Below are 23449 nucleotides of genomic sequence, written 5' to 3' on the forward strand. Positions count from 1 at the left end.
TGCATACCACTTGACCCTGTGGGAGCGAGCCTGCTCGCGAATGCGGAAGTCCTGTCACCAAAGTCGTAACTGACAGAACGCTTTCGCGAGCAGGCTCGCTCCCACAGGAGATGCGCTTGAATCAACTCACCTTGAAGCGCCCCATGATCGCACTCACCCGGCTGTTAGCCTCCAGCAATTGCTGGGTATTCAACTCACTGGCTTGGCCGCTGTGTACCAGTTCCTCAACCATATGGCGGATTTGCACCATGCTGCGGTTGATCTCTTCGGTCACGGCGCTTTGCTGTTCGGCGGCGGTGGCGATTTGTGTGCTGAGGCTGTTGATGTGGCTGACCGAACCGGCCATTTCATCAAGACCGGTGTTGACCCGCGCCGTGGCGTCGGCCGCCGACTGGCAACTGGCCTGGGTGTTTTCCATCGCCGCAACTGATGAGCTCACGCCTTGTGTAAGGCGAGTCAACATTTCGTTGATTTCCGAGGTGCTGGCCTGAGTGCGAGCAGCGAGGGCGCGGACTTCGTCAGCCACCACGGCAAAACCACGGCCCTGTTCCCCGGCGCGCGCGGCCTCGATCGCAGCGTTAAGCGCCAACAGGTTGGTCTGGCCGGCAATCGCGCCAATCACCCCGAGAATCTCGGTGATGCGTTGAGCGTCCTGCTGCATGTTTTCAACTTTGTGGGTAGCGCTGGCCACTTCGTCGATCAGCGCTACAACGCTGTTGGTCGCTTCACCCACCACCACCCGCGAGCGGTCGGCGTTTTCGTTGGCGCGCTGAGTAAACGCGGCGGTTTCAGCGGCATTTTGCGCGACGCTTTCGGCGGTCGAGCTCATTTCGGTGATCGCGGTAACCGTCTGATCGGTTTCCGAGGCATGGCGCAACAGAATCTGACTGGTGTGCGCCGAGGTGCGTTGCAGGTTGTCGAGGCTCGAAGCCATTGCCCCGGTCGCGTGAGTCACTTCTCCGATCATGTTTTGCAGATACGCGATAAACGCGTTGATCGAATGGCCGATCGCGCCCAGTTCATCTTCGGCACGAATGGTGATGCGCTTGGTCAGGTCGGCATCGCCGCTGGAAAGCAAATCAATGTTGGCCTTCAACGCTTTCATGCGCGAGATCAACTGACGAATCGCGTAGACCTGCAGCAGCACCAACAGAATCACCAACGGAATCTGCAACAGGCTCAAGGTGCTGAGCACGTCATCACGCTGGGCGGTAAGCATTTTGGTCGGCAGGGCGGTGGCGAGGAACCACGGCGTGCCTTCGATCGGACGCATAAAGAAGGTGCTGTCCTGACCGTTGTTGTCGAACTCGATGCGTTGCGATTGCTCGCGGTTTTGCAGACCAGCGTTGACCTGCTTGGCGAACGGCAGGTTGCCCGCCAGCTCGCTGATGTTCTTCAGCACGATCGGGCCGCTGATCCGCGAGCTGTTGCTGATGATCTTGCCGTCTGCCTCGACGATGAGCATTTCGGCGTTTAGGTCTTTTTCCTTGCGCGCCACCAGATCATTGAAAAAGCCGAGGGTCACGTCGATGGTCGACACGCCCCACGCTACGCCGTTTTTCTGGATGGCCATGGCGCAGTTGGTGCGCGGCTCGGCACTGGCGTCGTCTTTATAGGCGGCGGCCCAGGCACATTGGCCGCGCGGTGTTTGCATGCCGCCCTTGTACCAGCTCTGGTCGTAGTAATTGGGCGCGGCGTCGCTGTTCCAGAAGGTGTTTACCGCCAGTTTTCCCGAGGCGTCGCGGTGCCAGAAGGTGCTGAACTTGTTGCGTCCGGCTTCACGTTGGCCGGGCTGCGGCCAGATACCGCCGCCAAAGACTTTCAATTCGCCGTACTGGTCAACCAGTCCAGGCAACACGGTGTCGATTGCCGCGCTGTCGAGCAGTGGGATGGTTTGAGTGATGCTGCGTTGCTGTGCCTGAACCTTGTTCAATTCGCCCTGAATCTGTTCAGCAACTTCGGCAATGCGATTGAGCACGACTTGCTCTTCGGTGTGCCGCAACTTGGGCGCGACCAATTGGCTGATGCCGACCACGGTCAGCACTGACAACAGCAGGATGAACAGAACCAGAAACAGCGTGTAGCGAGCCTGAATGGTGCGGAATGCGGGCATGGAAACCGGTCCTTGAGCTGCGATTGTAGTTATGGCGCGGGGATTCGAAACAGTGCGGGTATCCCTACGTATCGTCGCGGCAAAGGGAAGCTTTAGGTACTTTCGTACTGGATTTCGAATTGTCGATCAAAGGCACGTATCGGCATTGATACATTCGAACTAACCAGCCTGTTCATTAGTGCTGTAAATCTATTCTCGGCGCTCTAACAATATCGCTGTAAGCCTCTATTTAGGAGGCTTCGAAGATTTGTATCTGAAATGTACGAAATGTGTAAAAAGACCATAAATAAGTTGGAGTCACTGCTGTGCCGGCCGATACTCTCGGGCATACAAGTCGCTCAACAAGGACATTTCATGGCCGTTTTTCAAGGAGTTTTCGCATGACTATCGGCATTACCGGTACCTGGCAGAGCAAGGCCGGCATTCTGGTTCGCGACACGGGTGCGAAGAAACAAGTGGCTCAGAGCGTCAAGGTGCAGCAGATGCTCACTTTGGTCGGCAACGATCCCAACGCTTTGAATGTGGCCGAAATGGACAAGCAAGGCCTGCGCAAACAGATCAAGGGTTTTGACCCGGCCAACGTGTCGGTCAAGCAATTGGGCAATCTGAGTGAGTTCTTGCGTGGCCGGGGACTGATTTCTGAAGTCACCTCCATCACACTGCTCAATGCTGGCGATAAGTTCGACCGTTTCGGCGTGCAGAAAGACCCTGACGCGCGCTTCAATGCGCTGGAGTATTTCGCGACCCAACTGGACACCATCCAGAGCAACAGCCTTAACGGCAATTTCTACGGGAAGAGCTTGATCCCCGAATTCAAGAAAGCCATCTACGTGCTGCAGAATCTGAAAACCTATGGTGACGGTAACGCCCCTTTGCCGCCTTCGGACAAGGGTGTTAAAGCCAAGGCCTAAACGCCGCAATCCTGTGGTCTGCTGAGTTTTCATCAGACCACAGGCCATCGCTCCCGCTAACGATCAATCTGTGTGGCTGCCTGCGTTTGCGTCAGTTCGTGCAAACGTTGCATGTGCGGACAGTGGAGATGCAGCGTCCGCTGACACATTCCCCGATGAAACAACGCCAACCATCCCTCGTATTTGCCGTGCCCCGGCGCCAGTCCCGTAAAGACAAAACCGATATCGGCGAGCCGGCTCAGATCCACGGCAAAGTGCCTGGACAGTCTGAGCTTTATCGACACCAGCCAATGCGCTGGCAACTCTCGCAACTGCCTGATCAAGCCCGGACCGATCTTTTTCACAAGCATGTCGTAACGGTTCGCCTGCTTTTCCAGCTGAACCGGTACGCCGCTCCAGCGAGGCGTTTGATCATCGACACCGAACACGTTGCTGAGGTGGAGCATGAATGCCGCGCAACGGGTCGGCCAGCGTTGGTTCGGCAACGGTTGTTGATAGCCTGGAATGACCCGGCAACCAATGACAATCGATTCCGGCGTGCTGGCGCCGAACGGCGAGGGTACGTAGTCCGGCAGCAGCCCGGTGTTATGAAAGCCAAGGCTGGCGGCCATCCGTTGCGTGTAGGGGTGATGGGTGACTTGCTTGATCGTGACATTGCGACACCCCAACGCTTGCGCATGGGTCAGTAACTGTTCGCCCAGACGCGTGGCGATTTGTTGGCCACGGGTTTGCGGGTGGACGACGCTCAGCGCCAGTTCGGCGCTGTGCGAGGCGGTTTCGCGAAACAGTGTGGCGTGGCCGAGGATCTGTTCATCGACTTCGGCGACCAGCGAATGCCATCGATGATCCGCGTGGTTCTGGCTAATCATGTACGGCAGGTACACATGCGGTTGCACATAGTGATCACCGTAGACCTGCCTGAACAGTTGGCTGACTGCCGTTGCGTCGGAATTGCGGTAGTTGCGTAAAATCAGTGCTTCCATCACGTAAGCCCCGCAGCAGGGGGCGAGTACACGCGCCGATCGAGCACGCGCAAGCATTTTCCGGAGCGCGGATGACGCTGCAGATCTTCGGATGTGCAACGCTGAATGCGCAATTCCAGCAATTGGTCAGCCTGCAGTTTTTTGATCAGCGGATAGCACTCGGCCAAGCGCGATTCAAGTTGCCGGCAAGCGTCCTCATCGGACGGCGGCAGCGGGGTGGTCGGTTGCCACTTCAGGCTCAATACATCCTTGTGCGCTGTCTGTTCGATCATCAGTTGCCAGTCGTCACTGCCAACGGTGTGCCGGACGATGGCGCCGATTTCGCTCGGAATCAACGAAAGCAGGCCCACGCGCACCCGTTGGCTGCTGGCGCTGCGTCCTTTTAGGGCAAATTTACGCCGGGCGGTGCCGGCGGGCTCACGCCAGCAGGCGCGATCGCCGACCGGGTAGCGAATCAGCGGCATCAAGGTTCGATTCAGGTTGGTCAGCACTAACAGTCCCGGCTGATCACAGTCATCGATCAGCGCTCCGGACACCTCGTCAATGATCTCGATAATGGCATGCTCATCCTGCATTCGATGCTCGCCGTCATCGCAGTCCAGTGTACTGGCGCCGATAAAACCGGCATCGACGCTGGCGTAGCCAATGGAGGTGATGCGGGCGTTGGGGAAAACTTGGCCGAGTACCTGCCGCTGCGAAGCAAACAAGCTTTCGCCGCCGTAAAGGATTGTCTCGACGCCCTGCAGAATCTGCCCATGACGACTGAGCCAGGCGGCAAATGCCAACAAGTGCGCAGGCACTCCTGCCAGAACATTGATCCGATGCTGAACGATCGCTTCGGCCAATACACTGGAATCGACGTCGCCGGTGAAAGGGAATTCGGTAATCGACGTATCGACATGCGCGAGCGCGTCATGAATAAACAGAAAGCTGGCGTACAAGTCGCCGGCGAAAAACAGATTGGCCACGCGATCGTCGGGCTTGAACTGCATTGTCAGACTATGACCGAAGTCTCTGACGAGCGTGTGCCATTCACTGCGGCTGTAAACGGACAACTTGCCTGCGCTGGTCGAGCCGCCTGTTTTGAACACCAGCGCCTGACTCGGTGAACCTGTCAGCACAGGCCAACGATCAAGGTCATGACTTTGATTCCAGTAGTCGACTGGATCGGTCAGTGGCAGCTGGGACAAAGCCGTGATCGGTTGATTAATAGGGCTCAGCGTTTCTGTGTAAAAAACCGAGTGTTGACGAGCGTAGGTGATCAGCTCGTTGAGTTGATGAATAGTTTTCACGGTGTTTTCTCTTGTAATAAGTCGGCTGTTAACGCCGTGAGTCGATGAATATTGGCGTCTTGCCGCTGTGTGTGTGGCGAGTGAAGTGTTCGACGGAACAGGCTTCAACTTCGAGCACCAACAATCCGCTTTGCACGACGGTCGCGAGCGTCAAATAGCTGGCCAGTCGGGTCAGGGCCTCCTCTGATGAGAGTTCCGAGCGCAGGCGCATGCGTTCGACGCCGTCGGGTGCGTGGTCAAGCAACAGTTGGAAAGGGCTTTGCAGGCGCTCGGCCAATTCGCTCAGGGAAATGAAATCGGTGCCGATACGAATCAGTTTTCCGTGGCGTTGCATCAGTTCGAAACGCGGCGAGAGCAGCCCGCAAGCACAATGCCCGGGCACCCAGCGACCACTGTCGCCGATGTCATAACGCTCGACGAACTGGCCCTCCCGGGCGGTTGAGGTAAAGATCAGTCGGCCGACGCCATCTGCGCTCACCGCGACGTCGTCATCGAACCCGATAATTTCCAGGTGCTGGATATCGCTTAGCAGATGGAACACGCCATCGCCGGTCGCCTGGCATGCGTGGCCCAGCGGGCCTGCGTCAACGCTGCCGTAGATGGCCGAACGGATGTGCGAAACGCCGCAACTTTGCAGCAGATCGCGACTTTGCTCGCTGACGTGCTCACCACCGAGAAAGACTTTTTCGATGTTGCCGTACGCTTGCAGTCGCTCTTTCTCTTTAAGGAACAAGCGGTGCAGGGTGCTCGGCATGCCAATCAGCACGTTGACGCGTTGATCGACGATCAGTTTCGCGATTTCAGCGTATTCATCATCGGCGGGGGCACCCATCGGCAGGTGGCTAACGTCGAGCAGCTCAAGCACTTTGGCGAAGCTGAAGAAACCACCGTACAACCCGCCACTGAAGAACAGATTCATGACCCGGTCACGGCGCGGATCCAGACCAGCCGCAAATAGTCCATCGGCCGTTGCCCGCATCTGCCGCTCGAAGTCGCGGTAGCTGAAACCCGCCAACGCCGGCAGGCCGCTACTGCCGCCGGAGCGAAAATACAGTTGCGCTGCCGGATTGATGGGCTGCGAGACGAAGGCGTCTTTACTCATGATCGGCTGACCGTTGTGGACGGGCGCCAGTGGCAGTGGGTCAAGGGTTGCGTGGGTCGGCAGTGTGGTTGCGGACAGGCTGACCGACACTCGACGGCTAAGCCGTTGCAGTGCATAGACGCCGTCGTGGGGTTCGCCCTCATAGCCGTCGTGAATGGCATTGACTGGCGCCAGACGGGTGACGCCGGCGCAGATCAACGTTTGCATCAGCTCACTGATTTGGCTGTCCTCGCACACCAGCGCGCAGCTTTGCAGGACGTTTCGCCAATTCAGCAAGGTTTCACTGATTCGCGCGCGAGGCACCGGGAAGAGCAGCAAGCTGCGAAACAGCGGCGAGGGGCTCAATTGGCGGTTATGCGCCCAAATCACACGCCAGCCCGATCCGCTCCACACGTGCCCCATCTGCCCGGCAAAACTCTGCGCCAAGCGGGTCATCTGCGTTTGGGTGGTGATTTGCGAGGCTTCTTGCAGCGTGGGCTGCAACGCTGGCCATTGCCCGGCGCGACGTTCAAAGGCCTCGGCCACTTTGTCAGCGATGTCGCGCAGAGCCGCAGGGTCATCGCTGTCCACCAGCAGCCATTGGGGGCTGGAGCACGCCTGCTGATCCAGACGACAGACCTCATCGACCACGGCATCCAGCGCCTGCGCTGATGCCGCCTCCGGTGTCATGTAAACGAAGCTGATGCGATGTCCCCAATCGATCCAGCGGCAACCGGGCGGCAGCTGTTGGCGGATGGCCCGCAACGCGGACTCTCCACCCCAGGCGGCGACGCCGTTGGCCTTTTTGCACAGCTGACCGATGTGCGCAGTGGTCACCGGTAATACGGCGATGTAGCCGGCGAGTTGTCCGCTGGCATCGCATTGCACTAGCGCTTGAAGCAGACGCGCGGTCAATCCTCGATCGCTGCTGCTGGGGCGCAGCCAATTGACGTTGCCGGCCAGCAAACCTTCAAGCACCGCGCAGAATGCCAGCAACGGCGCGTTGCCCGGCGTGATGTGCACGACCAGTCCCAATGCGCGCCAGCTTTCGAAACGTGGCTGACGGTAATCAATACGCCGCAGTGAGGTTGGTTGATCGCCGAGTTCGCGCGCAAGTTTGTGGCGTAAAGCATCGGCCTGGCAGAAGTTGATCAACGCTTGGCATTGCTCGGCGTCGAGCGCGAGTGTGCTGCCGTCGCGCAATTGTTCGGCGAACCGGATTGCTGCGCTGATCACCGTTTCTGCGCGCAAGGGCATGCTCAAGCGCTGTGGCAGATCCGCATAAAGAGTGTGCAGTGCATCATCGAGGCTACGTTGGGGACTCAGCTGTCCATTAATCAAAAACATGTCAGTGATCCCCCAGCAGTTCGGCGGCGGCCATGGCGCAACTGCGTCCGGCACTGGTGCCGGCGCGGCCATGCAGTTCAAACCAGTCACTTTCCAGGCCGCAGTTGCAGCTTTCGCCGGGGTGTAACGTGGCCAGGTCACTCATCACTACCGCATGCGCAGGACTCGACGAGATGTAGGGCGAGACGAATCCCAACAGGCCTGGCCGGCCATAGGGCAACACGCGAAAGTCACCGGGATCGCGCACGTAGACGCGTGAATACACCGGCACATGAAAGTGATGCTCAGCGCATTCGATGTAAGGCACCGCGTGCTCGACGGCCCCATAACCATCGCGACAATTCGACGGCTCAATCCCCAGTTGCCGGTGGATTTGCGCATATAACTGCGTTTTTGGGATTTCCTGCGTGGCCTGGGTTTTCCAGCCACCACCGAAAAACACCAGCGAATTCGGCGGTAACTGTAAATCCGCTACACCGGTCGCCTGCATTCGCTGCAGGGCCTGCCAGAGAAATGCGGGAAAGCCGAATATTCTCACCGGCAGGCCTTCTTCAGCGAAGGATTGCAGAGCTGCGATCACACCAAATACATCGAACTGATGACCGTCGCCCGTATTGCGAAGGGCGTAGATCACGCGATTTTTTGGCGCAAAACGGCAGAGAAACTGATCGGTGTAAGCGGTTCCCAAGGTAATGCAATCTTTTGGCTCGTAGCTCAGAAGCAGGTAGTTGCATGGGGTTTCGGGAGTGTTCCAGCCGTAATGATCGAATATTCGTTCGACCATGAACTGGGCGCCAGCCATGCTGCGTGTGTCATAGCGCATACGGCTTTGTTCGCCGCTGGTGCCCGAGGACGTCAGTTCCAGTGCATGCTCACCGGTGCTGCTGAGCAGCAGGTGACGCTTGAAAAAACTGGCGAAGATCGGCGGCAATGTTGACCAGTCGTCCAGGCTGTCGAGGTCATGCACATTTATTCCATGACTGTTCAGCCAATGCTCGTAACCGGGGGTGTGCCGGCAATGAAAACGGCTGGTCTCGGCCATGGCTTGATCGAACAGTCCTGCGGGGGCCGAGTCCCGACAATAGGGCTGCGGCAACCCGCACAGCGCGTCGCTATAGGGCAGATGAGTCATCAATAATCCTTTATTGAGGTGGAGGTGGCGCGGTTTTCGCGCCTTGTAAAAAACCGTAGAGAAAAGGCAAACACAGCAGGCCGCCGAAGGCTGACCAGAGTGCGAAGAATTCAATGTGTGAGCCACCGCCGCCAGCAGCAATCAGCGAGCCGCCGATGCCCATCACGGTGATCGAAATCATGCCGATCATGGCGGACACCAGCCCCTTGCTGTCATCACTGGCAAAGAGTGCCATTCGATACAAAGCGGCATTGCTCATGCCCAATCCGATGGCGTACAGCGCCAGGCTGGCAATCACCGGGGTGAGGGTTGTGCCAATCACTGCGCATGCGCTGAGGGCCAGCAATCCGAGGCTAAAAGGCCAGAGTGCCAGGCCTATCAATTCGGGTATCGAGTGCGTCAGTAATAAACGATCAAGCATCAGGTTGCCGACGATAACTGCTGAGAAAATCGGGATTTGCCAAAGGCCATATTCAACCGACGTCAGGCCCAGCAGCTGGATCAGTAACAAGGGGGCAAGGCCAATCCAGGCAATCAACGGCAGGCTCATCAGGCCTAGCGCCAGACTTGCAGCGAGGAACCTGCGATTGGCCAGCAGGGCCAGATAACGCTGACGGGTCTGTCGCCAAGAGAAGGCCACCGGGCGTAGCGCCTGTCCGTCCCGGCGCACAGTGCCCACGGTTTCAGGCATGCAGATAAATAGCCCGACCCAGACCACGCCAGCCGCCACTGCGAGCCCCAGAAAAAGCTCGCGCCAGTTCACCCATTCCAGCAGCAGGCTGCCCAGCAGCGGCCCGAGCAAGGGCGACAACAGCGCCACATTGCCGAGTAATGCCATCAGACGCACGGCGTCCGCCTCGCAGAAAACTTCCTGAAGGGCCGGATAACTGACGGCCACCACAAACCCCAAACCCATGCCCTGCAGTAAGCGCAGCAGATTGAACATTTCGATGCTGTCGGTTATGAAGGCAACCGCGCAGGAAATAGCAAACAGTGCGCAACCCAGCAACAGCATCGGCCGCCGCCCGCATTGATCCGACAATGGCCCGATCAGCCATTGCAGGCAGACACCGCCAATCAGGTACAGATTGAAGGCGTTTGGCACGTGACGCACATCGGCATCCAGCTCCGTCACTACCGTCAGCATGGCCGGCATGATCATGTCGCTGGCCATGTAGGTCAGCAATTCAAACGCCATTATGGCCAGACAAAATCCGATGGCCTGTCGACGGTGGATCCTGATAAGTGTCCTCTGCATAAACATCCTTGTTTGCGAGTCGAAAAAGATTCTCAAATCCTAGGCGCGCGCCATCCGGTGGCCTAACGGTTTGCTGCGACATTAGATTTCAAATGCTTGCGGCTTGTTTAAGCGCTGGACTGGCGGATCGGCGCACACAAAAATGCCCGCTTGAATGCGGGCATTGTGTGCAGTGGATCGGCTGGGTGATTTCCCTGTCGCGTTCATTCAGAGAAGCGCGGGCAGGGCGAACAATCCTGTTCTAGCGATGTTGATAATAACCAGGTCCACCCTGGTAGTAACGATGGTGATCGTCGTGCCAGCCGCCGTGGGGGAAGATGATGCAGCCACTCAGGGTCAGCAGGGCAAGAACGGGAATCAGCCAGGTGATTCGACGCAGCATTTCAAAAATCCTCATGGTTACGCCGTCATGAAGCCAAAACTCTTCATCGGCTGTAACATGAGACCCCGATTGCAGCGGCGCATCCCCGTGAAACGGTAAGCGCATGGCATGCAAACAGATACAAACCGGATACATTTCAAAGTTTCAGGAAACCGCAATGACCCATAAGCAACGTTTGATTTATTCGATTCTGATTGCCGTGTCGGTACTGGCGATCATGCTCGGCCTGTCCTGGGCGCAAAACGCCGGGATGATCACTGAAAAGATGTTTCAGTACATTGCCATCGCCGTGGCGGTGATCGTGGTGATTATCAACGCCGTGATGCGCCGCAAGGTCAAATCCTGACGGCGATCGCTGTACGGTTTACTCGTTGAGGACGGCCGCAGCTTGTGGATGCAGGCTGTAGCTTTTGTCCGCATTGAAGGTGATGACACCTTCGGCGCACAGTCGTTTGAGGACTTCGCGGACGCTGAGAAATGACAGCGGAATGTCCAGATCCAGCAATTGGCTATGGACACCGCGAACGCCCAGACGACGATCGGTTTGTGCCGCGACCAGCAGGGCGTCGATGACTTTCAGTCGGATCAGACTGGTGCGCAGACCAAAACTTTTCAGTAGCAGGCGGATCCGCTCGTTGCCGTGACGGTCGGCACGCTGCCCGAAATCGCTCGCCAGGGAGCTCATGGAAGCCCCTTGTGGCGCCTGGCTACCGTCCGATGGTAGTTGCGAGTTGTACATGCGATTACTCCTTTGCAGGGCCAGATCGGGAAAGGTTTTTGTGCTCTCTCTAAACAAGACGAATCAGCACGAGAAATCATGAAAGAAAAAATGTAGAAATTTTGTCGGAAATTCGTCTTTTCTCCGTAATTACGGCCTCAGATCGCTGTTCGGCGGCCTAAATTTTTTTTCTCGGCTTCGTTACTTGCAAAGGCTCATTGCGCGTGGACGCGTGGGTGTTTTCAGAGCGGAGCCGATGCCCGTCCTTTCAGGCCAGGCACGCCTGCGCTCTTCGGCATTTCGATCAGGAGCGAGCGTGATTATTTCCAGGCAGTTAATTGGACTGACCCTTGCCGGTATGGCTTTCGGGATAAGTTTTTCCGCCCATGCACTCAGTCCCGCCACTGAGGCCAGCGCCGATATTCGGCGTACCGCTTTTGGCGTGCCGCACATTCGCGCTGACAACGAACGCGGTTTGGGTTTTGGCATCGGCTACGCCTACGCGCAGGACAACCTCTGTCTGCTGGCCAACGAGATCGTCACGGTCAACGGTCAGCGCTCACGCTATTTCGGCCCTGATCAGTTCACCGTGGAAGAGCGCGAGAATCGCGTCAGCGATGTGTTTTTCAATTGGCTGAACACGCCTGAAGCGGTCAATGGTTTTTGGCAGGCACAGACTTCCCAAGTGCAGGATCTGGTCGAAGGTTATGCCGCCGGCTACAACAAATATCTTGCCGAACGTCGCCAGCAAGGCCTGCCGCAGCAATGCCAAGGCGAATGGGTGCGCGACATTGCCGCTGAAGATTTGGTCAAGTTGACGCGGCGTCTGCTGGTTGAAGGTGGCGTTGGTCAATTCGCCGAAGCACTGGCGGGTGCGACACCGCCACAGGCCACTGCCCGGATCGAGCACGATCATCACGCTTATCAAATGGCCGACCTGCGCCAGCAACGCTTCGCTCTGGATCGCGGCAGTAACGCGGTGGCCGTTGGCAGCGAGCGTTCATTTAATGGGCGCGGCATGTTGCTGGCCAATCCGCATTTTCCTTGGGTCGGCGGCATGCGTTTCTATCAGATGCACCTGACCATCCCCGGCAAACTCGACGTAATGGGGGCTGCGCTGCCGGGCCTGCCAATGATCAACATCGGTTTCAACCAGCACTTGGCGTGGACGCACACAGTCGACTCGTCGAAACACTTCACGCTCTACCGCCTGCAACTCGATCCAAAAGATCCGACGCGCTACATGCTCGATGGCAAATCACTGCCAATGAGCAAGCAGACCGTGACGCTGCAGGTCAAACAGGCGGATGGTCAGGTCGTGCCGGTATCGCGAGACATTTACAGCTCGCAGTTTGGCCCGGTGGTGCAGTGGCCGGGCAAGCTCGATTGGGATAATCAATACGCGTACAGTTTGCGCGACGCCAACCTTGAGAACGATCGCGTACTTAAACAGTGGTACGCAATGAATCAGGCTGCCAGCCTCAAGGATTTGCAGGATTCGGTGCACAAGATTCAAGGCATTCCCTGGGTCAACACCTTGGCCGTGGATGACAAGGGACAGACGCTGTACATGAACCTGTCGGTGGTGCCCAACGTCAGTGCCGACAAACTGGCCAAGTGCAGCGATCCACGCATCGGTTTGCAGATGATCATTCTGGACGGCTCGAACAGCGCTTGCGCCTGGGACATCGATCCGGCAGCCGCGCAGAAAGGTATTTTTGCCTCCAGCCAGCTGCCGCAATTACTGCGCAAGGATTTCGTACAGCATTCTAATGATTCCGCCTGGCTGGCGAATCCGGCGCAACCCTTGACCGGGTTCTCGCCGCTGATCAGTCAGGAGGGTCAACCGTTGGGGCTGCGCTCGCGCTTCGCCCTGGATCGTCTCGCCAGCCTGAGCAAAAACGCTACCCTGGCGGTGAAGGATCTCCAGCACATGGTGATGGACGACCAGGTGTATCTGGCGGGTCAGGTTGTGCCGGATCTGCTGAAATTCTGTGCCAATGAAACAGGTACTGACGCTGCTGCGCTGAAACCGCTGTGTGCCAGCCTGAGAGCGTGGGACGGCCGGGCCAATCTGGATTCGGGTCTGGGCCTGGTGCACTTCCAGAACATCATGCAAGCCTTGCAAGAATCTCCGGATATCTGGCGGGTGGCGTTCGATCCAAAGGATGCGCAAAACACGCCACGTGGTCTGGCTATTGAGCAGCCAGCGGTGGCCAAAGCGCTTCGCGAGGCCATGTTGGCGTCGGTCGCCTTGAGCGCAAAAATGGGCCTCAAGTCTGACGCTCGCTGGGGTGATATTCAGGTGGTCAGCAGTGGCGGGCAACAGACGCCGATTCATGGCGGGCCGGGTACTTTGGGGATCTATAACGCGATTCAGAGCGTGCCGCGTGAGGATGGCAAACTGGAAGTGGTCAGCGGCACCAGCTACCTGCAAGTGGTCACGTTCGATGAAAAGGGCCCGCACGCACAAGGACTGTTGGCGTTCTCGTTGTCCAGTGATCCGGCATCGAAGTATTCGCGGGATCAGACTGAAGCGTTCTCGAAGAAACAATGGAGCGTCCTGCCGTTTACCGAAGAGCAGATTCAGGCGGATCCGCAGTATCAGGTACAAACAATCCGCGAAGCACTGGATAAGACTGGAAAAGTGGCAGCGCAGTAAAAACGGCTATTGCCGACTTTAAAAATGGAGGCCGCATCCCGCAAAGGGCGCGGCCTTCAGCTTTTTGGCGGTTGTTGTGGCAGCGAGTTGATCACCGGGTCGCCATCCTTGTTACGCGACAGATAGACCGGCAGCACTTTAGGCAGAGTGCTTGGCAGATTGTGCATCTCTTTGATGTTGTAAATGCCCCCCACGCGAATCGCACCGGTCGCGTTATCGTTGAGCATCAACGGTTTGTCCAGATAGCGATTGATCAGCGGCAGTGCGTCGTTGAGCGACAGATTGTCGAGTACCAGTTTGCCGCTGCGCCAGGCCAAAGCGCTGTCGTTGGGGTAGGTCTGGCTGATCTGCGGCATGTAATCACCATGCTTGTAGCGAGCCTGCATCGACGGCCCGAGACGCAAACCATCACCCGACAATGCGGTGTTGCTGGTCACCAGCACTGAACCTTCAATCAGGTTGACCCGCACCTGGTCTTCATACATCCAGACGTTGAATCGTGTGCCCGTTACACGAATCCTGCCTTCCCCTGCACGCACGACAAACGGGTGGCTCAGGTCATGGCTGACGGCGAAGAACGCTTCACCTTTTTCCAGGGTGACGCGGCGCTCGTCCTTGTAATTACTGAAGGTCAGCTCGGTGTTCAGATTCAGTTCGAGCTGGCTGCCATCACCCAGCGTGACCTGACGTACGTTGTCGGTGGCGGCGAAATGCTGATAGCTGTTGGGCAACCAGCCAAGGTTCCAGCCAGCGACTGCAGCCAGCGGTAATGCGACGGCGCAAACACCAGCGGCTACCGCGTAGTGTCGCCACGAGCGTGACGGCGAGCGGCTGATCGGCACGACAACGTCAACTTCGGGGCGCGGCAGATGTTCGGCAACGTCCCAGATTTCCAGCATCGCTTCATATTCGAACGCATGCAGCGGGTGAGCATCGAGCCATTGTTCGAACGCGTGTCGCTCTTCGTCCGTGCAATCAGCCGCGTGCACACGCATGCACCAATGCGCGGCGGCATCGGTGATCGCATCGTATTCGGCTTCCGAGAGAGTGTCTTGGGTCATTGACTCGTCCTGATTTCGCACATTCTAACCTTGACGATCAGTTGCCGAGAACATCCGTCATGGCAATTACCCATCAAAGTGGAACTTATTTTTCCCTTGGGCGCCCAAAAAAACAGGACACCCTCGCGCACTATCCACAAATGGAGTGAAAAAATGATCAAAAGAACTTTTGCCGCCCTGATTGCCACCGCCAGTTTGCTCAGCGCTGGCGCCGCGCTGGCAGACAAGCCCGGTGCAGGCTGGATCACCATTGAGAAAGCCATCGAAATCGTCAAAACCAAAGCCGGTTACGTAGAGGTTTACGAAATCGAGGCCGATAACAACGGTTACTGGAAAGGCGAAGGACGTAAAGCCGACGGCGTTGTGTACGAGTTCCGCATCGACGGTGCTTCGGGCAATGTCTTGCGGGATCAGAAAGACTGACGTCACAGTTCCTTGTCTCAATCATGCGCAGGCCTGGCCTGCGCATTTTTTTGCCTGATTACGGCGAAATGACTGGTGCCGGATCCAATTGCCGGCCCATCTCGCCGATCAGGAAAGCAATCGAGTCGGCATTGCGCAAAATAGTATCAATGCGCGGATGTGGCGTTTGTTGATCGAGGAAGGCATTGCGTGCGTCGTTCAGCGTGGGGCTCAGCGTGGCGTCGAGTATCTGTCGGCTGACGTGGGTCATGTCAGGCAGTTGATCGAAGCCAATCCAGGCTTGTTGCTTATCGCTCCAGCGCGAAAACAGCTCTTGTCGCGGGGTGGCCAAAGACAGCGCTTGACGCTGGAACGTCTGCTGAGTGTTTTTCATTGCGATGCCTTGGCCGGTAAGGGTCTCGATCAAATCGCTGAAGGGCCGGCGGGCTTCCAGCGAGGCAATGTCTACGGCGTTGCAGATTTGATGGGCAAATTCATGAATCAGCACGGACGCCTGGGCATGCCCGTCGACATTAAAGGGTTCGGTCAGAGAAGATTTGTACCAGTCCAGTTGCTGGGAAAAGAATTTTTCGGTGAAGTGCACCTTGCGTTGCTCATCCTCATCCAGGACGAAGGCAATCAGGTTGGCGCCGGGGTATTTGTTCGAACCAATGACGAATCGGTCGGTGTTCATCAAGTCCTCACTCGGATCTACCAGCGCCGTGCACACCGGGACGATCGCCTGTTTTATTTTGTTGATCAGCGTGTCGTCGATCTGACTCACATCAAAGAACTGCTTGAGGAAGCGATCGAGTCGGGTGCCGACCGGTGCACTGCGCAGTTGTGCCAGATTATGCAAGCTGTTGAATGCGTAATAGCGGGCCATATCGATGGCCTGCACCAGCATCCGCGCTTTGTCCGGGTGTTTGCTGCGGATGGCCTCCATGCCGAGTGCCTCGATGTTCAGTACCAGCCGGCGTTCGCGGTCGGCGGCGAAGCGGTTGTACATCTTGGACATCGCCTTGCCGTAATGGACGGTGTGACGATCCGGATCGATAACCAGCTGTGTGCCTCCCTTGCGTAATGTCGGACCGTAGGACTGTGCATTCGCCATGCGCCAAACGGCGCCGGGTTTGTCGACGCGATAAACCTTGCCGGCGATGGCGGCATAGCGAAGCCTGTCGGCGTTATTGATGTAAGTCCCGCTGTGTGGCTCAAGGGACAGGTCTTTGAGTGCGACTGTCGTGGTCTCGAAGTGTTGCAGGGCTGTGCGTGACGGTGCAGTCACTTGGATCTGCTGTAGCCGAGGGGCCACTAACGGCGGCTCTTCGGAGGCAGTCTTTAAAGGGGTTACTGACTCAGCGGAGGACTCCATCGACAAACGGCCCATGCTGACCATTTGTATCGCACCGGCAATGAATGCTTTCAGTGCGGGTTTCCAGTGATGATCCTGCAGTGCCTCGGCCGAATCCTTGAAGTCTTTGTAGCTTTGCCAAAGAAATGACAGGTAACCCAGCTTGCCCGGCAGAAGCCCTGAAAGCAGTTTGATGCCATCGCTGAAGAGATTTTTCGCAGCCTCCCAATCTGCCTGCGCTGCAGTTTTCAACTGGCTGCCGAGCAGCTGCGGAAGGAGCGCAATATTGTCGTCGTACAGTCGGTGAAAGATATTACCCGTGACAGGGTTCACGGCGAGCGTCATCTCGCTGACCTCGCCCACGCTTGAAATCAACAAACTTCGCAGCGACGCCTGCTGGTGCTCGGGGGCGCGGCGTATGAGCAGATCCTGCAAGCTCCCCGGTGTGTTCAGTGCTGCGATCAGATCCATTTCGCTCGCAAACTCGCGAAACACCTCGTCGGCATAAGGAGCATAGAGCACCAGCGGATTGCGCGAGCGATGGTCGGAATCGATCACGTACATGGCGAGCGCTTCAACGGGCACCGCTCTCGGCGTCTTGATCAGCGACAGTGGATAGATATTCGCGTGAGCCCCCTCGACGGTGGCGCGCGCCTTGCCATCTGGCATGTCCAGCACTTGGGCGATCAGGTCGAAAGCCTTGTCGGACAAACGTTGTTGCAGTTTCAAAGCATGCGCATGCTGTAACAGTTGCCACGGTAACTGGCGGAAAAAGCGCTGTTTACGTGCATCGGCTTGAGGGGAGGGTACAGAAAGGGCATCAGTGACCCTTTTTGCGTAATCAGTGGATATCGCCAGCGACGCCAGCATTTGTCTGACGGCCTGTTGATCAAGACCCGGCGGTGACGGTTGGGCAGTCTTCGACGCTACGCTGAAGCCAGTGCCTTGCGCGATGTTGACGTGATTCAAGGCAAACTCGGACAGGCTGCGCGCGGGTCCCGCGAGGGCCAGATTGGGGATGATCTCAATATTTTGCGGCTCAAGATTGCTCCCGGGGAATCGCACATCGAGTAACGACTTCAGCGTTTCTCGTACATAGCGCTCCAATGAAGGAATGCCGTGCAGATAATCTTCGTCATCGGTCACGCTGTTGTGCCATTGCTCCAACAATTCCAGATGTAATTGCTGCTCGTCGATCGATGCCATACCCAGCCAGATCGGGAGCGATTGCTGCTGCCTGATGGCTTGCGCAACGTCAGATGCACGCTGCAAGTTGGTTTCGAGCAGGTTTTTACTGAGCAGCGTCAACGAATCATTGAGGCGGGCGGGATCCGTCAAGCGTGCGCGCAGTTGCTCGCAACGGGCCAAGTAGTGATCGATGGCCGATTGCATGCACGCCTCCATCACATTGCCTTCGATCAGTTGCAGCGGCCCCAACTGGTAATTCCGGCGGAGCAATTGTTGTGGCGGGCGAAGATTTTCCAGCAAAGAAAGGCCCTGAACAGTGTCGAGCAAGCGCTGATTCAATGTGCGGCGGACGCTGACAATTCCGTCAAATGCCTCCAGCCCCAAACTCGGAGTCCACAGAATGACGCGCCCGGAGTGCTCGACATCCAGACCGCCGCGCTCCGTGAGCAAAACGCATTGATCCAGGGGAAATGCATGTGTCTCACCTGAGCCTTTCACCGTAAGTGCCCAGGCATCGGGACGAAACCCATTGAGCGTACGGCGATCATTACGCGTGGGCTGGTCGGCGTTGAAAACGGTATCGACGATCGCCCGTAGCGGTTTTTGTAGCGTGCCGTAAATCATCCGCAGTTCCGCTTCGCCACGCACGCCTACGTAAAAACCATGAGCCAGCCGGGTCTTCATATGCTCCAGGTAACTGCGCTGGGAAGCTGCAGTCGTGTGGGGTTGTGCGGCGAAATCACGGGCGAGGGGGGCTTTGACGTCGGCGAACGACTTTATCGCCAGCGTCGTCTTGTCGGCCAGCACCCACGAAGGTTGCGCCCGGCCGAACAGTACTGGACGTGTGCTCCAGCGCTCACCGGCATCGAGGGTCAGCAATTGCTCATTCAGCATCGTGCGGATGTCCAGCGCCTTGTCGACCAAGGCATGCACATCGATGGCGCCATCGCTGTGGCGAAACACCTGCAAGGCGTAGTCGAGGTTCTGCCGTTGTTTGGTGATGATCAGTTCGAACAGCACTTTGAAAATGGCGCCGGAAATCACCTCTCCCGTTACCTGCGGACGGTCGTAGCCAATAAAACGACTGCGTTCTTCGAGGCTGAGCAACCCGTAGAGCTGGTCTTCATGCCCGGCTCGCTTGAATTTTCTAAGTAAAATCTCCTTCAGATCCGCGTAGTCCTTGAGTACATGCAGACCCTGAGTGGGGGTATAGAGGTAGGCGTTGTCGTGGCTGATCATCAAGGAACCGGCCAGTTCGACGAAGTTGGCCTGGTACTCCCACATCCTTACGGTTTCGATGGTTGGCAGGCGAGAAACGGTGGGAAGCGGTTCGATCATTTGATGCAGGGTGATGAATTGCGCAGCGTCAATGATGCTGGCTTCCCGTTTGAGCAGCAGATCCGCACGGGCCTGGTCTTCCACCGCTTGAGCGAAAAAATCGCGACGGGATGATCCGTCAGCGCAAGGTGCCTGCCAGTAGGCTTCGAGTTGTTCAAACAACAGCACCGCTAACTTTCCCGAGGCGCTTTTCACGGCACTCTCCCAGCGGGCTTGATCATCAGGTTGTGTCGCAATGGTCGGGTTTGAGAACTCGTGCTGTTGGCCTGCCGGCCAGCATTGGTTGCGGTAATACATCAGCACGGCGTCGCTCAGACTCATGGAGTCCAGCCAGTGGCGGGTCGCGCCGTTGTCGGGGCTGAGGTAAAAACTGACGCGGGTTGCACGTGGCGATCCGGCTTGCACGTCGCTGCGTAGTAAATCATCCATGACCTGTTCAACAAGCGTACGCAGCATAGGCAGTTGCTTCAGCTCGATCAGCATGGCCTCGGCATTCTCGCGTTGAGCCTGCGTAATCAGCGCCTGCTGATCTTCGAATATATCCCCGGCAATCGGTTCAAGCGTGACCCGGATAGCGCCTGAATCCAGCAGTTGCTTGCGTCGGGATATCGGTAAAAAGGCCAGCAGTCGTTCAGCGTCACCTGGCGTGTTTAGCCGTGTCTCCAGTCGTTCCAATAGATCAGCGCGGCTGTGGTGTTTTTTGATGCCTTCATACGGGGTGTAGAGGATCTCGCCACCGTCATCCGGAGTGGCACCCAGGACAAAACAGCCCGCCAGCGGCACCGCAGCAGCGCCAGGAATGCTGAGCATAATGCGCTGGGCCAGCATTGGCGGGGATTGTTGGCTGCGTAATGCCTGCGTGGCGAGTTCGGTCAGGGCCAGCCAATCGAAGTCCTTACGTGACAAACCATGGATTGGGCCCAGTTCGCCCCAAAGGCCGGGTGACTTCAAGGTTTCTGGAAACAACAGCGGAGAATGAGTGGCTGGCATCAACGAGTCTCGACAAGGCGCAAGAGTCGCGCCGATAGATTGAGGCTCTAGGGTATGGATCGAAGAGGGTGGGCAGGTGATACATAGTTACCGCACACACAGCTTGATAATGTGCCAGTCTGTGACGCCGTTGCCCTCGGCAAGGGTTGACACGCTGCCTTGCAGGCGTGATTAATCGATTCGCGAATTCGTACGCTGTTGTTCCCTCCAATAATTAATCTGGAGCTTCAGATGTCTGCGCCATCCGATCATGTGTCTGCTGCTGTTTTATCCACGCTGTCGCTCGAAGAACTGACGCAACTGCTTGAAACGATTTTTTTGCGCCACGGCACCTCTGCGCAGGTCGCTCGATCACTGGCCGCTAACTGTGCCGGCGCCGAACGTGACGGGGCGCACAGTCACGGCGTGTTCCGTATCCCCGGTTATGTGTCGACCCTGCAAAGTGGCTGGGTCAACGGGCAGGCTGTGCCGCTGGTGGAGGATGTCGCTGCCGGATTTGTGCGGGTTGATGCCGGTAACGGGTTTGCCCAGCCAGCGTTGGCGGCGGCCCGTCCGTTGCTGATTGAGAAAGCACGCAGCGCCGGGATCGCGGCGCTGGCGATCCGCAATTCCCATCACTTCGCGGCACTGTGGCCGGACGTTGAGCCGTTCGCCGAGGAGGGCCTGGTCGCCCTGAGCGTGGTTAACAGCATGACGTGCGTGGTGCCGCACGGCGCCGATCGGCCATTGTTCGGTACCAATCCGATTGCTTTCGCCGCGCCACAAGCCGGGGCGGCGCCGATCGTTTTCGATCTGGCCACCAGTGCCATTGCGCACGGCGACGTGCAGATTGCCGCGCGTAACGGCGAACGCCTGCCGCCGGGGATGGGCGTCGATAGCCTTGGTCAGCCGACGCAAGATCCCAAAGCCATTCTGGAAGGTGGCGCGCTGTTGCCGTTTGGCGGGCACAAGGGCTCGGCGCTGTCGATGATGGTCGAGTTGCTCGCGGCGGCACTCACCGGTGGAAACTTCTCGTTCGAGTTCGACTGGAAGAATCATCCCGGCGCGAAAACGCCATGGACCGGTCAGTTGCTGATCGTGATTGATCCCTCCAAGGCGTCGGGCCAGAGTTTTGCCGAGCGCAGCCATGAACTGGTGCGGCAAATGCACGGCGTCGGGCTCAAGCGTCTGCCGGGTGATCGTCGGCATTTGCAACGTGAGAAGTCGCTCAAGTACGGCATTGCCCTGGAGACACACACTTTGGAACAGCTGCAGCGGCTGGCCGGACACTAGGTTTACAGTGGACTCCATCGGCTGCCGGAGAGGCTTCGGCAGCCCATCAAAGCTGTGCTTTACAGATTTTGAAATAATTTGCGACTGGGGAAAGGCCCGCTTCTGCCTGTACGCTTCAAGGCCTTTTTCCTTTCAGGATTTGCATGAACACCCTCTCGGAGCCTCCCAGTTATCCGTTTTCCATGCGCCACGGCGCGGTCTTGACGCACTCGCAGCATCCGGTTTTCCGACACCCGACTATCGTAGACAACGCAGCTTCAGAGCTATCGCGTTGCACTTTGCCGTGTCCGGCAGCCGGAATTTACTGAAGAGAGATCGAGATATTTTATGGAATGGTTAGCGGATCCCACGGCCTGGTTAGGCTTGTTGACTTTGATCGTGCTGGAATTGGTGCTCGGCATCGACAACCTGGTGTTCATCGCGATTCTGGCGGACAAATTGCCGCCGCATCAGCGTGACCGCGCGCGAATCATCGGCCTGTCGCTGGCGTTGATCATGCGCCTGGGCCTGTTGGCGAGTATTTCCTGGCTGGTGACCCTGACGCAGCCGCTGTTCGAGGTGTTCGACAAGAGTTTCTCCGGTCGCGACCTGATCATGTTGTTTGGTGGTGTGTTCCTGTTGTTCAAGGCAACCATGGAGTTGCACGAACGGCTGGAAGGTCATGTCGGCGAACGCACGTCTAACACCGCGTATGCGCTGTTCTGGCCGATCGTCGCGCAGATCGTGGTGCTCGACGCCGTGTTCTCGCTGGACGCGGTGATTACCGCTGTCGGCATGGTCGATGAACTGGCGGTGATGATGATCGCGGTGATCATCTCCATCGGCCTGATGATTGTTGCGAGCAAGCCGCTGACACGCTTCGTCAATGCGCACCCGACGGTGATCATGTTGTGTCTGGGCTTCTTGATGATGATCGGTTTCGCCCTGACCGCCGAAGGCTTGGGTTTCCACATCCCGAAAGGCTATCTGTACGCAGCCATCGGCTTCTCGATTCTGATTGAAGTGTTCAACCAGATTGCCCGTGCCCGTCGCAAACGCTCGATGCAGGGTTTGCGTCCGATGCGTGAGCGCACGGCCCACGCGGTCATGCGTCTGCTGGGCGGACGCAAACTGGCCGTGGAGGAAGTGGGCGAGGAGATTTCCGACCTGCTCGACAACGGCGAAGCGCCGAGTACGGAACTGTTCGACCGCCGCGAGCGCGTGATGATCAGCGGCGTTCTGCAATTGGCTGAACGTCCGATTCGTGCCCTGATGACTGTGCGCGCCGATGTCGACTACATCGACCTGGCCGACGACGCCGAAGCGATTCGTACACGATTGATGCATTCGTCCTACTCGCGATTGCCGTTGATTCGCGATGGCGCGGTGGATGAACCCCTGGGCTTCGTGCACAAGAAAGAATTGCTCAAAGAGTATCTGGCCGGTGAGGAGCCGAATCTGGAGCACTTGGCGCGCAAGTCGATCAATCTGCTCGAGAGCTATTCGATTCTCAACGCATTGGAGCAAATGCGTGCCGCGTCGACCCACATCGCGTTTGTGGTCAATGAATTCGGTGATTTTGTCGGTATCTTGACCATGACCGACATCCTTGAATCGATTGCCGGTGAATTACCCGACGCCAGTGAAGTTGAAGGCCCTGACGTGGTTGAAGAGCAGGGCGGGTTTATGGTCAGCGGTGCGCTGAACCTGACACGTGTGCGGCAGCGCACAGGGTTTGGCGCTGAGCCCACCGAGGATTATCAAACGCTGGCCGGTCTGGTGATGAGTTTGCTGGATCGCTTGCCGATGGTGGGCGATCGTCTGGAATACGAAGGCTGGCAGATGACGGTGGTGGCGGTTGAAGAGCGGCGGGTGACGCGGGTGTTGCTGATAAAAAATGACTGATTGATTTGCTGGTCTTACTGGCCCCTTCGCGAGCAAGCCCGCTCCCACATTTGGAATGCATTTCAAATGTGGGAGCGGGCT

The 23449-nt window shown here is 57.4% G+C and carries 16 protein-coding genes; 6 read left to right on the plus strand and 10 right to left on the minus strand.

The annotated features are described in order from the left end of the window. Positions 1-121: 121 nt before the first annotated feature. Entirely contained in the window at positions 122-2113 is a 1992-nt protein-coding gene (locus tag QMX93_RS21270; protein WP_282357865.1) for a methyl-accepting chemotaxis protein, read from the minus strand. A gap of 380 nt (positions 2114-2493) precedes the next feature. Here QMX93_RS21270 and QMX93_RS21275 point away from each other — a divergent pair, with 380 nt between their 5' ends. After that, positions 2494-3024: a hypothetical protein gene (locus QMX93_RS21275; protein WP_159812401.1), complete on the plus strand. Its 531-nt coding sequence runs from the start codon at positions 2494-2496 to the stop codon at positions 3022-3024. Positions 3025-3080: 56 nt separating this feature from the next. Here QMX93_RS21275 and QMX93_RS21280 read toward each other — a convergent pair whose 3' ends face one another. The 6 genes from QMX93_RS21280 to QMX93_RS21305 all read right to left on the minus strand — a co-directional run bounded on the left by QMX93_RS21280 (position 3081) and on the right by QMX93_RS21305 (position 10499). Beyond that, positions 3081-4007, minus strand: coding sequence for a GNAT family N-acetyltransferase (locus tag QMX93_RS21280; protein WP_282357866.1), 927 nt, complete (start codon positions 4005-4007; stop codon positions 3081-3083). Then, positions 4007-5299: a phenylacetate--CoA ligase family protein gene (locus tag QMX93_RS21285; RefSeq protein ID WP_282357867.1), complete on the minus strand. Its 1293-nt coding sequence runs from the start codon at positions 5297-5299 to the stop codon at positions 4007-4009. The genes QMX93_RS21280 and QMX93_RS21285 overlap by 1 nt, the downstream gene beginning before the upstream one ends. Positions 5300-5327: 28 nt before the next feature. Next, on the minus strand, positions 5328-7727 hold the full coding sequence (locus tag QMX93_RS21290) for an aldehyde dehydrogenase family protein (protein ID WP_282357868.1): 2400 nt from the start codon (positions 7725-7727) through the stop codon (positions 5328-5330). A 1-nt stretch (position 7728) separates the two neighbouring features. Beyond that, positions 7729-8859: an acyl-protein synthase gene (locus QMX93_RS21295; protein WP_282357869.1), complete on the minus strand. Its 1131-nt coding sequence runs from the start codon at positions 8857-8859 to the stop codon at positions 7729-7731. A 10-nt stretch (positions 8860-8869) separates the two neighbouring features. Beyond that, positions 8870-10117, minus strand: coding sequence for an MFS transporter (locus QMX93_RS21300; protein ID WP_282357870.1), 1248 nt, complete (start codon positions 10115-10117; stop codon positions 8870-8872). Positions 10118-10358: 241 nt separating this feature from the next. After that, positions 10359-10499, minus strand: coding sequence for a hypothetical protein (locus QMX93_RS21305; RefSeq protein WP_007918111.1), 141 nt, complete (start codon positions 10497-10499; stop codon positions 10359-10361). Between the two features lie 157 nt (positions 10500-10656). Between QMX93_RS21305 and QMX93_RS21310 the strand changes: the two genes are divergently transcribed. Beyond that, entirely contained in the window at positions 10657-10845 is a 189-nt protein-coding gene (locus QMX93_RS21310) for a hypothetical protein (protein WP_053120542.1), read from the plus strand. Positions 10846-10863: 18 nt separating this feature from the next. Here QMX93_RS21310 and QMX93_RS21315 read toward each other — a convergent pair whose 3' ends face one another. Continuing rightward, positions 10864-11238: a fe2+ zn2+ uptake regulation protein gene (locus QMX93_RS21315; RefSeq protein ID WP_159812397.1), complete on the minus strand. Its 375-nt coding sequence runs from the start codon at positions 11236-11238 to the stop codon at positions 10864-10866. A gap of 295 nt (positions 11239-11533) precedes the next feature. On the opposite strand from QMX93_RS21315, the gene QMX93_RS21320 reads away from it, so the two are divergent. After that, positions 11534-13879: an acylase gene (locus QMX93_RS21320; RefSeq protein WP_282357871.1), complete on the plus strand. Its 2346-nt coding sequence runs from the start codon at positions 11534-11536 to the stop codon at positions 13877-13879. 56 nt (positions 13880-13935) lie between these two features. Here the strand turns inward: QMX93_RS21320 and QMX93_RS21325 are convergent, their stop codons facing one another. After that, the gene (locus QMX93_RS21325) at positions 13936-14940 is read right to left on the minus strand and encodes a FecR family protein (RefSeq protein ID WP_282357872.1); all 1005 of its coding nucleotides are present in this window, start codon (positions 14938-14940) and stop codon (positions 13936-13938) included. Positions 14941-15093: 153 nt separating this feature from the next. On the opposite strand from QMX93_RS21325, the gene QMX93_RS21330 reads away from it, so the two are divergent. After that, positions 15094-15363 (plus strand): PepSY domain-containing protein, encoded by a 270-nt coding sequence (locus QMX93_RS21330; protein WP_053120534.1) that lies wholly within the window; start codon positions 15094-15096, stop codon positions 15361-15363. A gap of 58 nt (positions 15364-15421) precedes the next feature. Here QMX93_RS21330 and QMX93_RS21335 read toward each other — a convergent pair whose 3' ends face one another. Continuing rightward, positions 15422-20212: a DUF6543 domain-containing protein gene (locus QMX93_RS21335; protein WP_282357874.1), complete on the minus strand. Its 4791-nt coding sequence runs from the start codon at positions 20210-20212 to the stop codon at positions 15422-15424. 231 nt (positions 20213-20443) lie between these two features. Between QMX93_RS21335 and QMX93_RS21340 the strand changes: the two genes are divergently transcribed. Both QMX93_RS21340 and QMX93_RS21345 read left to right on the plus strand, forming a co-directional pair. After that, positions 20444-21484, plus strand: a complete 1041-nt coding sequence (locus tag QMX93_RS21340) for an Ldh family oxidoreductase (protein WP_053120531.1) — start codon at positions 20444-20446, stop codon at positions 21482-21484. Positions 21485-21811: 327 nt separating this feature from the next. Then, entirely contained in the window at positions 21812-23368 is a 1557-nt protein-coding gene (locus QMX93_RS21345) for a TerC family protein (protein ID WP_159812392.1), read from the plus strand. The last annotated feature ends 81 nt before the right edge of the window (positions 23369-23449 follow it).

Source organism: Pseudomonas sp. PS01303, assembly GCF_029959385.1.
GTDB lineage: Bacteria > Pseudomonadota > Gammaproteobacteria > Pseudomonadales > Pseudomonadaceae > Aquipseudomonas > Aquipseudomonas rustica.

Coding starts and splice junctions, on each gene's coding strand:
- QMX93_RS21270 (WP_282357865.1), bottom strand. CDS start 2,113: ATGCCCGCATTCCGCACCATTCAGGCTCGCTACACGCTGTTTCTGGTT.
- QMX93_RS21335 (WP_282357874.1), bottom strand. CDS start 20,212: ATGCCAGCCACTCATTCTCCGCTGTTGTTTCCAGAAACCTTGAAGTCA.
- QMX93_RS21295 (WP_282357869.1), bottom strand. CDS start 8,859: ATGACTCATCTGCCCTATAGCGACGCGCTGTGCGGGTTGCCGCAGCCC.
- QMX93_RS21305 (WP_007918111.1), bottom strand. CDS start 10,499: ATGCTGCGTCGAATCACCTGGCTGATTCCCGTTCTTGCCCTGCTGACC.
- QMX93_RS21340 (WP_053120531.1), top strand. CDS start 20,444: ATGTCTGCGCCATCCGATCATGTGTCTGCTGCTGTTTTATCCACGCTG.
- QMX93_RS21275 (WP_159812401.1), top strand. CDS start 2,494: ATGACTATCGGCATTACCGGTACCTGGCAGAGCAAGGCCGGCATTCTG.
- QMX93_RS21330 (WP_053120534.1), top strand. CDS start 15,094: ATGATCAAAAGAACTTTTGCCGCCCTGATTGCCACCGCCAGTTTGCTC.
- QMX93_RS21290 (WP_282357868.1), bottom strand. CDS start 7,727: ATGTTTTTGATTAATGGACAGCTGAGTCCCCAACGTAGCCTCGATGAT.
- QMX93_RS21300 (WP_282357870.1), bottom strand. CDS start 10,117: ATGCAGAGGACACTTATCAGGATCCACCGTCGACAGGCCATCGGATTT.
- QMX93_RS21325 (WP_282357872.1), bottom strand. CDS start 14,940: ATGACCCAAGACACTCTCTCGGAAGCCGAATACGATGCGATCACCGAT.
- QMX93_RS21315 (WP_159812397.1), bottom strand. CDS start 11,238: ATGTACAACTCGCAACTACCATCGGACGGTAGCCAGGCGCCACAAGGG.
- QMX93_RS21345 (WP_159812392.1), top strand. CDS start 21,812: ATGGAATGGTTAGCGGATCCCACGGCCTGGTTAGGCTTGTTGACTTTG.
- QMX93_RS21310 (WP_053120542.1), top strand. CDS start 10,657: ATGACCCATAAGCAACGTTTGATTTATTCGATTCTGATTGCCGTGTCG.
- QMX93_RS21280 (WP_282357866.1), bottom strand. CDS start 4,007: ATGGAAGCACTGATTTTACGCAACTACCGCAATTCCGACGCAACGGCA.